General features: G+C 60.9%; 14 protein-coding genes and 3 pseudogenes. 9 read left to right on the top strand and 8 right to left on the bottom strand.

Annotation, left to right across the window (positions count from 1 at the left end):
- On the bottom strand, positions 1–394 hold a 394-nt coding region (locus ACEN2R_RS20100; protein WP_442044622.1), incomplete at its 3' end, for a hypothetical protein.
- A 137-nt stretch (positions 395–531) separates the two neighbouring features.
- On the opposite strand from ACEN2R_RS20100, the gene ACEN2R_RS20095 reads away from it, so the two are divergent.
- Positions 532–1,125 carry an NAD(P)H-dependent oxidoreductase gene (locus tag ACEN2R_RS20095; RefSeq protein WP_442044620.1) on the top strand — a complete coding sequence of 198 codons (594 nt, stop codon included), beginning with the start codon at positions 532–534 and terminating at the stop codon, positions 1,123–1,125.
- Between the two features lie 147 nt (positions 1,126–1,272).
- Here the strand turns inward: ACEN2R_RS20095 and ACEN2R_RS20090 are convergent.
- A pseudogene (locus ACEN2R_RS20090) lies at positions 1,273–2,212 on the bottom strand (phage tail tube protein).
- A 105-nt stretch (positions 2,213–2,317) separates the two neighbouring features.
- Here ACEN2R_RS20090 and ACEN2R_RS20085 point away from each other — a divergent pair.
- The gene (locus tag ACEN2R_RS20085; protein ID WP_442044618.1) at positions 2,318–2,701 is read left to right on the top strand and encodes a bactofilin family protein; all 384 of its coding nucleotides are present in this window, start codon (positions 2,318–2,320) and stop codon (positions 2,699–2,701) included.
- 11 nt (positions 2,702–2,712) lie between these two features.
- Here ACEN2R_RS20085 and ACEN2R_RS20080 read toward each other — a convergent pair.
- From ACEN2R_RS20080 to ACEN2R_RS20070, 3 genes and pseudogenes are all read right to left on the bottom strand, one after another.
- Positions 2,713–3,130, bottom strand: a pseudogene (locus ACEN2R_RS20080) (acyl-CoA transferase).
- A 204-nt stretch (positions 3,131–3,334) separates the two neighbouring features.
- Positions 3,335–4,516 carry an AI-2E family transporter gene (locus ACEN2R_RS20075; protein ID WP_442044616.1) on the bottom strand — a complete coding sequence of 394 codons (1,182 nt, stop codon included), beginning with the start codon at positions 4,514–4,516 and terminating at the stop codon, positions 3,335–3,337.
- Positions 4,517–4,936: 420 nt separating this feature from the next.
- The gene (locus ACEN2R_RS20070) at positions 4,937–5,302 is read right to left on the bottom strand and encodes a DUF4168 domain-containing protein (RefSeq protein ID WP_442044614.1); all 366 of its coding nucleotides are present in this window, start codon (positions 5,300–5,302) and stop codon (positions 4,937–4,939) included.
- 312 nt (positions 5,303–5,614) lie between these two features.
- Here ACEN2R_RS20070 and ACEN2R_RS20065 point away from each other — a divergent pair, with 312 nt between their 5' ends.
- The gene (locus tag ACEN2R_RS20065; RefSeq protein ID WP_442044612.1) at positions 5,615–5,965 is read left to right on the top strand and encodes a hypothetical protein; all 351 of its coding nucleotides are present in this window, start codon (positions 5,615–5,617) and stop codon (positions 5,963–5,965) included.
- 434 nt (positions 5,966–6,399) lie between these two features.
- Here the strand turns inward: ACEN2R_RS20065 and ACEN2R_RS20060 are convergent.
- A pseudogene (locus ACEN2R_RS20060) lies at positions 6,400–7,015 on the bottom strand (DUF6441 family protein).
- Between the two features lie 258 nt (positions 7,016–7,273).
- Here ACEN2R_RS20060 and ACEN2R_RS20055 point away from each other — a divergent pair.
- A complete protein-coding gene (locus ACEN2R_RS20055) occupies positions 7,274–7,513 on the top strand; it encodes a hypothetical protein (protein ID WP_442044610.1) in 240 nt (79 codons plus the stop codon).
- A gap of 18 nt (positions 7,514–7,531) precedes the next feature.
- Here ACEN2R_RS20055 and ACEN2R_RS20050 read toward each other — a convergent pair whose 3' ends face one another.
- Positions 7,532–7,843: a head-tail joining protein gene (locus ACEN2R_RS20050; RefSeq protein ID WP_442044608.1), complete on the bottom strand. Its 312-nt coding sequence runs from the start codon at positions 7,841–7,843 to the stop codon at positions 7,532–7,534.
- Between the two features lie 11 nt (positions 7,844–7,854).
- The gene (locus ACEN2R_RS20045; RefSeq protein WP_442044607.1) at positions 7,855–8,877 is read right to left on the bottom strand and encodes a major capsid protein; all 1,023 of its coding nucleotides are present in this window, start codon (positions 8,875–8,877) and stop codon (positions 7,855–7,857) included.
- A gap of 116 nt (positions 8,878–8,993) precedes the next feature.
- Between ACEN2R_RS20045 and ACEN2R_RS20040 the strand changes: the two genes are divergently transcribed.
- The 5 genes from ACEN2R_RS20040 to ACEN2R_RS20020 all read left to right on the top strand — a co-directional run bounded on the left by ACEN2R_RS20040 (position 8,994) and on the right by ACEN2R_RS20020 (position 10,584).
- Entirely contained in the window at positions 8,994–9,212 is a 219-nt protein-coding gene (locus tag ACEN2R_RS20040; protein WP_442044218.1) for a DUF6900 domain-containing protein, read from the top strand.
- 9 nt (positions 9,213–9,221) lie between these two features.
- On the top strand, positions 9,222–9,443 hold the full coding sequence (locus tag ACEN2R_RS20035) for a hypothetical protein (RefSeq protein ID WP_442044605.1): 222 nt from the start codon (positions 9,222–9,224) through the stop codon (positions 9,441–9,443).
- Positions 9,444–9,453: 10 nt separating this feature from the next.
- Positions 9,454–9,759 (top strand): hypothetical protein, encoded by a 306-nt coding sequence (locus tag ACEN2R_RS20030; protein WP_442044603.1) that lies wholly within the window; start codon positions 9,454–9,456, stop codon positions 9,757–9,759.
- A 233-nt stretch (positions 9,760–9,992) separates the two neighbouring features.
- On the top strand, positions 9,993–10,340 hold the full coding sequence (locus ACEN2R_RS20025; RefSeq protein WP_442044601.1) for a hypothetical protein: 348 nt from the start codon (positions 9,993–9,995) through the stop codon (positions 10,338–10,340).
- Between the two features lie 31 nt (positions 10,341–10,371).
- Complete coding sequence (locus ACEN2R_RS20020; protein ID WP_442044599.1) at positions 10,372–10,584, top strand: hypothetical protein; 213 nt, start codon at positions 10,372–10,374, stop codon at positions 10,582–10,584.
- Positions 10,585–10,681 lie beyond the last annotated feature (97 nt).

Here is a 10,681-nt window from a genome sequence, read left to right as displayed (position 1 = left end):
TACGCGCCGCCCCCGCCGAACTCCCAGTCGGCAAGGGCGGTAAGCCGTTTTTTTCCGCGTCCAGGATCAAGCCTCCCACGACATAATCCGTCTGGAACGCCTCGAAGATCGGCCAGACCTCGAGAAGCGCATCCAGACCCTCGGGCGAGAGCGGCAGCGGCAGGCCGGTCTCGTCGCCGACGCCCTCCCAGTCGCGCACCACGATCCGCGCGATCGCCTTGGCGACCACGCAGGCGAGGTCTTCATTCGACAGGCCCGCCTCTGCTGCCGCGGCAATCGCCGGATCACTGCGCGCGGCCATCATCACCGCCGTCGACAAGGGCGCCACCCGCAGCCGGACACCGTGGCCAAGATCCAGCCAGCGCGGCTCGGTGGAAAGGGTCAGACGCAGCATGGAAACCTCAAAGAAAAAGAAAGAGTGAAGGGCGTATGTGAACAGGCGCACAAGGCACATGCGGCCATGCATCACGACATGGCCGATTGGCTGTGATAGCCATTGATCTGCGATTTGATTTAAAAGGAGCATGTCCCATGACCAAGTCCAAGATCGTCGTCGTCTTCTATTCGACCTATGGCACCAATCACGGCATTGCCGTTGCGGCGGCCGAAGCGGCTGAGGCCGCCGGTGCCGAAGTCCGTCTGCGCCGTATTCCGGAAACGGCGCCCGATGCGGTTGTCGCGAGCCAGGAGGCATGGAAGGCACAGGCCGACCGCATGGCCGATATCGACAAAATCTCGAACGAAGATCTGCTGTGGGCGGATGGGTTCTATCTCTCCAGTCCGACCCGGTTCGGCGGTATGGCCAGCCAGACCCGCGCGTGGCTGGACACTCTGGGCGGACTTTGGATGGCGGGCTCTCTGGCGGGCAAGACCATCACCGCCTCGGCGACAGCGCAGAACCGCAACGGAGGCACCGAAGGCGCCATTCAGCAGACCTATGTTTCGGCCATGCATTTCGGGATGATACCGATCGCCCCCGGGTACACAGATCCGGTGAAGTCCGAGGACGGCGGCAATCCCTACGGATTCTCGGCGCAACCCGGAGAGCTTGACGAAACGGGGCGTAAATCCGTGGCCCATCAAGCGCGCCGCCTGGTCGATCTGACCACAAAACTTGCCAAGTGATTGCAACGGCTGATTGCTATTGTGGCCGACCGGATCCGGTCGGCCACCACGAGAGACAATATCAGGTCCAAATCCGGCGAGCCGACACCCGCACAGAAACTCGCACAGAAGCTTGGACAGGCACCGGAAGCCAACGGGCGAACCTCATCAGTAAGCCGCCACATCATTGACCAGCGTGACCGTGCACATCCGGTCCGCCACGGCGTCCGCCGCCGCCTGCCAGTCGAATGTCGCCTGCACGCCCTGTGGCCCCGCGATCTCGATGCGCGGACGCGGCAGATAGACCGCATGGGCCGTCAGCGTCAGGCTCTCGCCGGTGGCCAGATTGTAAGAGAACTCCAGCTCGCAAGCCTCGCCGTTGATCGCCTGATTGACCAGCGTCTGGTCGGCAAAGCGCACCGCAACGCTGCCGGTCAGCGCCGCGATCGACGGATCCGCACCGTCGATCTTGCCATCGGCCCGGATCGTCTCGATCCGGTCGAGGTTATTGGCGATAATTGATATCGGCGGACACGATATTGCCGATCGGCACTGCATTGCGGGTGATGGCCCCGTTGAAAGGGCCGAAGCGCACCAGATCAAGCGCGGCCAGCGCGCCCGCCGAGGACGAGGTGCCGATCGTCTCGCCCTGCGCCACGATACTGGCGCTGGCGGTCAAAAGCCCCGAGCGCGCCATCTGCCATCTCAAGGCATCAACCATGCAGCCCGCATACATCGCATAGCGCGGCACCTCCGGCATGCCGGTCTCGATCGCGAAGGACGGCAGCACCCAGTTGCCCGAACGGAACTCTTGCGTGTAAGGTCCGACCCCCGTGGTCACCGGCGCGCCGAACGCGGCCTTCAGCCAGAACCCGAAGGCCGCCGCATCGATCGGCACCGACACATCGCCGTCCGCCGTCACCGCATCCTTCAGCGGCGCCAACGGGTCGCGCCCGTAGCCCAGAAGCTCGGACGCCTGCAACGGCTGCTCGGATCCGAGCGAAGTGCTGGCAAAGGGCATCCGCGTGTATCCGCCCAGCGGCGGCGTGCCATATGTCGTCTCGAACGCAAGCGCCATCTGCGCCCGCGCCCCTTGGGCTCGTGCCATGGTTTTTTCTTTCGGTTGGGGGATGTCTATAAAGGGTCAAGGCCTTGACCCCGGGGGAAAAGCTGTCGCTAGTGTCTCATCCAAACAATCAGGACCGATCAAGCAATGTTCAAGAAGCCCGCCCCGTCACCTGCAGCCGATGCAGCGTCGAACAACAAGGACCGCAAGCGCTCGATGATCCACAGTGGTATCATCATCGACGGCAATCTAACCTGTGACGGCATTCTGGATCTGGACTGCCTGATCACAGGCGATGTGACGGCCGATACGCTGGTGCTCGGATCACAAGGTCAGATCAACGGCAATGTCCGGGCCCGACATGTCACCATAGACGGCCGGCTTATCGGAACAGTGTCGGCGGTCAACGTCGCGCTCAAGCCCTCCGCACGCGTGACCGCCGACATCCGCTACGAACGCCTCAATATAGACAGCGGTGCGCAGATCGAGGGCGCGCTGTCGAAAACAACGCAACCAGCGATCGGCACATAACGCAGGGCGGATCAGCCGAGAGACGTGCTGACAGCATAGTGCAGCACAACCGGTATCACCGCCGCCTTCAGGCTCACCGCACCCTCCACGGGCAGATCGACCGGCTGCGGCGCTTCCGCCTCGAGCCAGTCACAGAGACCACCCAAGGTGGGATCCGCAGTGATCACCGTGCCGATGCTGGCGCACAGGGCATCAAATGCGGCGTCGCGATCCGAAGTCTGGACCACCGCCTCGATCTCGGCGCGGTGCTGGTAATGGTACATCAGCGGCGAGAGCGTCACGCCGGGCGCGCCGGGATCGCCATCGCATCAGCAAGCCAGCGGCCGGCACGCGTTCCGGCAGGACCCCGCCGCGCAGGACGATCACATAAGGAATGCTGTGCAACCGCGCCTGCAGCGCGGTGAGGATGGTTTCGCGGGGGGTGGGCATTTGTTATTCCAAAGCTGGGTGGTGTTTTGAGGCCTTCTGCAGTCAGATAAGCTGCGATTCTGTAGGTGTAGCCGGCGGCAGTCAGCCCTTTTCTGCCCGTCGTGCTGGGGTCTGCCCCGCTTGGTACCACCCACGGTGAGTACAGATTGCAGGTCACCAGCGGCAAAGAGATGCGAGACAAGGACATGGCTAACGCTCCCAGACTCAGAGCTGTCCGTTTGCCGAGAGCATGATAGCGAAGGGCCGAGCGGACTTGAACTCGGCCAGAACGATCACGAGGCTTGAGGTGAGCGGAACCGCGAGGAGCGCTCCTGGCAAGCCCCAGAGCGCCGTCCAGAACGCAAGCGCGAGCAGCACCACAAGCGGCGAGAGGTTAAACGTTCGCCCCATCATCCTAGGCTCCAGGTAGGATGCGACAAAGGTTTGCAGAAAGGCGAGTGTCACCAGCGTGGTCGCCGCCATGGCCAGCGCGCCGAATTGCGCGAGGCTGATCAGCACGGGGAAGATCACCGCGATCAGCGAGCCGACGTAAGGGATATAGTTCAGAACCGCGATCAGGATTGCCCAGACCAGAGCGAACTCAATACCGATGGCCAAAAGCACGACGTAGGACAACAGGCCGAGAATGATGTTGATCATCGTCTTTACCAAGAGGTAGGTGCCGACACGGTCGTTGATGCGGTTAATGATCGCCATCGTCTGGTCGCGCTGCGCCACGTCGCGAATGGCAAGGGCGAACTTTGTGGCGAACTGGGTACGCTCAGCAAACAGAAACGAAGCATAGAGCACGATGAAGAAAAAAGTGCTGCCAAAGCCGCGCAGGTTGCTCAGGATCGTGGGAATCCATGCGGCAGTGTTGATCTGGTCGATGGTTGCGTTCTGCACCATGAGCCACGTAGGCTCGCCCTCGAACCCGAAGGTGGCGGCGTAGCGCGCCACCAGAGTATCGAGGTTTTTCTCGTATCTGGGCATTGCATCCAGCACCCGTGCGAGGCCGTTGGTGATGAACAGCCCGAGCACGAACAGCGCGAAAGAAAATCCCGCCAGCAGGATCAGTCGCAACATCCAGCTGGGCGCATGTCGCAGGACCGGCAGTTTTGCCAGCCAGATAGTCGCCTCCGAAAGCACGTAGATTGCGATGACTGCGGCCAGCACCGGCAGCAGCACGGGCTTGCCGATCCAGAGCAGCCAGCCGAGCATAATCGCCAGTGCGGTGGCATAGGTAAATGTCGCAATTTTCATGGATGCAAAAGAACAGATCGCCGCAGGAAGTACGAGACAAAAAATAGTGTATGCGCAACGATCTTGTTGCGGCAAACCTGCGAACGCAACAGGCAGGAGCGACAGCGTCGCGAATACAGCGCCGCAGCAAAGGTCTGGGGTCAAATGACAGCTTAGGCCCGGTCGTGCCCTTCATTCCTGTATGGCGGTTACGATTGTGCAACTGGCGTTTCTGCGCCGTTGCGGTCGCTCAAGCGGACTGGAGAAGCCACGCATGTCTTACCAAAATTTTCGCGTGACTGTAGCCAGCCCAAAGGCGCCGGACGTCCTCTTGCGTGCCCTCGTAGACGAAGCCGCTACAGAGGCCGGGGAGCGGTCGATTTCGGCAGCCTGTTGCAGCACTTTTGGTGCGCGCGCATCCGCCAGCTTTGGAAAACGGAGTGGCTGGATCGCCTGAAATTGCGTTGATCTGACTTTCGAGATCAAGTCCGATAAAAATTGTCATTGAGCACGTTTGGTCACATAAACGGATCCGCAGGGTGGGATTAAATCCTGCAGATCCGCCTTGACGGGAAGCTTAGAAGACTACTCTTCGAGCTTGGCCGTCAACTGGGCTCGAAGATCTGGATCTGTCCGCGCGAGTTGCAGAATCTCGATGTAGCGATCAATGTCGATCTCGGGTGCCGCACCAACGGCTTGCGTCATTTCAGCTTGCGCTTCGCTCGTAATGGCTTGCCGTTCTGCATCATCACCCGCCTGCTGAAGACGAGCGCCATATTGTTCTTCGATCACGATGACGTCTTTGAGGGCGACGACAAATGCATCGATCTCTGTTTCTGACACGTCTGCGGTCACTGGTGCTTGCTGTGCCAATGCGGGTGTTATGATAACAGGTGAAACCATAAGCGTCGCGGCGGTAAGACCGGCGGCTATTACTTTCACGTTCAACATTTGAAACTTTCCTTTCGATTTTTCGGGTCACAAACCAGATCTAAGGTTGGAATTTTTGATCGCAAATCGCGGTCGCAAGAACTTGCCGACAAGGCGTCCCACCAAAAGTTGGCGTGGATGGCGAATATCCGCCGTTAGGGTGGTCGTTCTATAAAGGAACGTTGAACATGCAGGCACCTGTCTTAAATCAAAGGAATGATAAATCTGACCTGCCCGAATAGCGCTGCAAGCGTCATGGCCCCGCCTCAGACTGTAAATGTCAATCTATTACCACGCCGATTGAACAGGCTAGTAAAAGACGGAGTGATTGGTTTGACGCTAGCGTTCTTTGCGTCGGCCATCGTGCTCGCTGATGAATTGCCACAGGGGTGGGTGCCTGAAATTCTGTCTTTGCCGGGTGATGCTGAAGTGACGACGGACCGTTCAATTGGGTCGAGCATCCGAATGTTTTCATTCAAGACACAGGATGACATTGGCAATCTATTCGAAACTTGGACCGACGCGCTTGACAAGGATGGATACACCGTCAGACCGCAGCCGTCCGAACTTGATGGAACGACGATTGAGTTTTCAGGTCGTGATATCCTAAACGCAAAGATCGCAACGGAAGTCGTCAGTGATGATGCACGGTCCGTTATCACTTTCGATGCTACGCTGAGATGAACTTTGACATCGGGCGGTGTTTTGCGTCTTCGCGTGATCGTTTCTGACCTATCTCTTTCAGCTATGGTCAGTGCGAATCTTGCGATGGCGCATAAAACTCAATCAACGGCCGCCCCGTCGATCTGTGGGTGATGCTCGCCGCCGATTTTGCCGGTTATTTCCTCGAAAAGGTAAATTTTCACTGGTTGAACTGATGATCGGAAAACCGACTTGAATGCTCTCGAACAGGGAAACTGGATACAGCATGAACGATTGCGCCCATCCAGATTTTGAGCAGTTCCGCCTGAGAATGTCCAGATCCAGCAAGTAGCAAGGTGACATGAAGATAAGCCTCGACGCTCAGGTTGATAATTACGCTTCGTGCGCATCGCCGTCGCTCAGGTCAATGCGCGCGGCCCCCCGGCGTCCGCCCGCTCTGCCCCGCAACGCGGGCATCACCCCAACCGCCCGTCCACCCAGTGCGCCACAATCAACCCCGGCACGGCGGCCTGCGCCTTTGCGGCATCGCGCGCCAGATCGAGCCGCTTGCGCAGCTTGACCTGTGGCACCAGGAGAAAGATCGGCATGGTCGCGACACCGCGCCCGGTCTTTGATCGCGAGGCCACGCCGAGACCGCGGGTATTCAGCCGCCCCTCGGCCACCAAGAGGCTGGGACCGCGCCGGCGATAGATAAAGCGTAAGCGCATCCCGCGGCGCCGCTCCCATTCACCGGGGGTAATTCTGCCGCCTTTCAGCCCCTTGCCAGCCGCAGGGGGCGGGATTGCCAGCCAAAAGCCATCCTTCGAGCGGATCAGCGGGCCGGTGTCATGGGCGTCGACGATCACGGGGGCATTCGACCAGACCAGCGCTGCGGCGCTCAGACTGTCACCCGCCTTGGGATAGGTCTGGCTCCTGATGCTGTTGGCCAGCCGTCGTCCCAGCCCCGCGCCAGTCGGTCTTGAGACCGGTCGCGGCCACGCGCATGGCGGTCGAGACAGCGCGCTCTGCCGCTTTGATCTCGGTCGCCATCATCGCCACGAGGTCGGGATCGATGTCGAGTTTCAGTTTCATGGCATCATCCCAACACAAACATCACATAAAGGCCCTCACAGTTCGCGCACGCACCATCGGTTCAGGATCGCTCGCTTTTTCCAAGTGACCCGCTCGATACTAACGGATACACTAACCGATACGAATTCATGGGATTTTGACCCAACTGTTGGAGTACTCTCAATAGCTTCCCCGATCATTCATTTCGAGTTCTACACGATGCCAGGTTTGCCTCCAGAACCGGTTATTCTCACTGCGGAGGACCCGGCATTTTCAGACGTGATCGGGAGACTGCTTGAGTTGGGCGTAGAAAACTGGAAACGGAGTTATTCTAACCCGATGATCATGGACGGGTATGGATGGTCACTGAAAGTCATATGCGAAGAACTCAACATCGTCAGTTCCGGCATGAACGCGGACCCGCCTCGGTTCGCTGCGGTGAGGGAGCTGATCGAAGCTGCGGCCAAGGAAACCACCGATGACCAGCGCAATTGGTCAGATCGCGACCCAACAGAGTAGACCAACCATAACATGTCGTCAGACGACGCGTAGGTCCACGGTCCAGATCAGCCGGTCGCGATCGCGGACCGGCGCGCCCTGGATCAAGAAGGTCTCGTCCCCGATCAGGATCTGCTCATCGGGGCGGGGGTCGGGCAGCTGGCTGACCCGCACATCGACCTTGAAGGTTTCTGACCAAAGACGCGCATCGCCAAAATGGGTGACCGCATCGGCCCGCCGGGACATCACTGTAATCCGGGTGAACTGCCCCTCGCTGTCGCGGTGCCAGGCCTCGGTGGCAAGGTTCGGGTCAGCAAAGAGCAGAGCCATGGCTGCGGCAAAGGCGGTCATCCGCGCCCGCCTCAGGTGGCACTATGCAGGCGGATCGCCATGCGCGGCCGCTTGTTGACCGGCAGGATCGAGGCCTCGGTCATCAGATCGATCCAGCGGCCCTTGGCGTCCATCATCTGGCGGGCATAAAGCGCCAGACCGATGGTATTGGCGGTCTCCAGCAGATTGGCAGGCCCGCCATAGGTGGTGAAGGTATCGAAGGTGCCAATCGGGAAGGCGATGCCTTCGCCTGCGGGGATCAGCCGCTCGGAGGTGCCGTTCGCGAGGGTGACCGAGCCGTTGTATTCCTCGAACAGCATGCCCGCGAAGGGGAAGGCGCGGCGCATGTCCTCGCGCAGGGGCTGGCCGCCGGTGGCGGAGAAGAACTTGTAGGCCTCTTCGGTCTTGGGGTGGCTGATCAGCTTGTCGAAGAACTCGGAACTGACCAGCGCATGAGCGGTGGTCATGGTCTCGCCCAGCAGGTTGTCCTCCATCGCCCGCAGAACGCTGCGGACCTTGCCCTGAACATTGGTGCCCGCAGTGCCGAAGACGAAGTCGACCGAGATCTGCTCGAGGCCGAATTCGGTGAAGTAGTTGTAGAGGGTGGTGCCGGCCCCGTCCTTCACGATGCCGCGCAGCGCGTTCATCTCCATGTATTCGCGGGTCTGGGCATGCTTGCGCCGCATCAGCGTCAGTTCGCGGTTCATCACCTCGACCAGCGGATCGGCGGCATCCGAGAGCACCAGTGCGGGCATGCCCTGGATATCGGCGGGCAGGATCACATCGTCATGCGGGATCCAGGGCAGGGCAAAGGAGCGCATCGCGCGGGTCTCGCGCGTGCCGACCGTGGCCGGCGCCCCGAGCGGAACCGAAGGTAACAGGCTGAGCACGCCCTGGCGCTGCTCGATAACGATGCTGCGCTGGGTCACGCCCTCGAAGCGGAACAGGCCGATCTGGCCGAGGCGGGTGTAGAGATCGGGCAGGATGTTGATGGCCTGCGTCATCTCGGCGAGCGAATAGCCGCCCGCGTCAAAGGGATTGCGGATGAGGGTCATGGAGGAACTCCGAGGGGAAAAGGACGAGAAGGGAAGGGTGGGTGGCAGCAACAGGCCCCGATCAACAGGCCAGATTGGACAGAGAACACCCTCGAACACCGCCGGGAGGACTGACCATGGCGCGCCGCAAGAACACTGACCCGAATGCCCGGCGTGATGCCCTGCTGCTGGAGATCGCCCAACGCCAGTTCCGCATCGAGACGCTGGAGACCCGCAACTGGGACCGGCTCGATTTCCACGATGTTGCGGTCTGGGCGATCCGCGATGCGCTCGAAGAGGCCTTTGAAGCCGGACGCCGCGCCGCTGAAGTCACCGCCACCACAAACCAACCCTGAAAGGACACAATGATGATCGCGACCACCACCATCCGGATCGACCATGCCACGCTGCCCGACCAGTTCGACCGCTCGCGCATGAATGCCGTCGCGGAGGCCATCGAGGCCGCGCTGCGCGAGGAGGGGATCAAGGCCGAAGCCTCCGATCTCTTCTCGCACCTCAAGGTCGAACTGCCCACCGCCGAGCTTGCCGCCGCCAGCGCCGTGCTGGCTGATATGAAGCTGATCTGAGGGCAGGCCCATGAGCACCCGCGCGCAGATTGCCATCCAGCCCGGGCCCGAGGCATGGGCCCATGTTTACACCCACTTCGACGGCTATCCCTCCCACATGCTGCCCGCGCTGGCGCGCTGGACACCCGAGGACATTCTCGCCGCCTGTGAGATCCGGCAGGTCCAGCCGGATGAGCTGGACTGCTTCGATCCGCCCCGTGACCCGGTGATCCTGCCGCGTCCGACGTGCCAGTTCTGCCACCTCTACGTCTGGCAAGACGGAGCATGGGTGGAACTTGATCCCGAAGCCCACGCCCCCGAGAGGACCGCCGAATGAGCGATCTATCTCTCAACGCCCTGCCCGAGGGCGAGACCCTCGCTGATCTTGGCCGCGGCGACTGTGCCATGACACCGCGCAGGCCGCGTTGCCCAGTCCGGATCGCATCGGGTGAGGCAGTCTGCGACGATCATAAAGCCATGATATTGCTCTGAATTGTCTACGATAATCGGCGCGCTGGAGCGAATGTCATCGCACGGAAACGATGCAACTCACTCAAAGGACCCACCGCCATGACCAGCCCCGCCAACACCCTGATCGCCGACTTCCGCGCCACCGTTGAAGAGATCGAAGCCCGCCTTGCGCCAAGCGCTTGCGCCACGATCGCCTCGCACAGCTGGATCGTCATCGACGACTGCGGGTCGCTGACCTTCACGTTGACGCCCGAGGGCAAGAAACACCGCGCCACCTGCACGGGCCATGGCCGCGCGCACAAGGTGAACCGCTTCGTCCGCCAAGATGCCGAGCGTCTGGCAGCAGCCTGCAACGCGCGCGCCGCGTTCTGGGCCGACGCCGCCCGCGAGGAAGCGGCAACCCTGCGCCGCCACATCGCCGCGCTGGAAGCGACCAGCGCCGCCTGAGTCGACAGCGAGGACGAGATGATCGGCATCCGTGAACTTTCTCGACAACCGCATGGGCTGCCAATGCGCCGACGATGACGTCGGCACCATGATCGGCTGCAACATCGATACCGAGACCCCACGCGTCATCACGCGACAGGAGGCGACAATGCCCAAACTCACCAAGACCCAAACCATCATTCTCAGCCGCGCCGCCACCCGTCCCGACAATCTGGCCATGCCGCTGCCTGATGGGCTGCATTGAGCTGCATTGAGCTGCATTGAGCTGCCGCCAAAGTGTCTGTCGCCAAGATGATCAAGTGCGGTTGGCTCGAAGAGGTCGACGCCAACCTGCGCAAAGG

This window comes from Pseudogemmobacter sp. W21_MBD1_M6, assembly GCF_052119585.1.
Taxonomy (GTDB): domain Bacteria; phylum Pseudomonadota; class Alphaproteobacteria; order Rhodobacterales; family Rhodobacteraceae; genus JBGQOJ01.
Note: the sequence above shows the minus strand (reverse complement) of the source record. Positions and strands in the feature narration are given on the sequence as shown.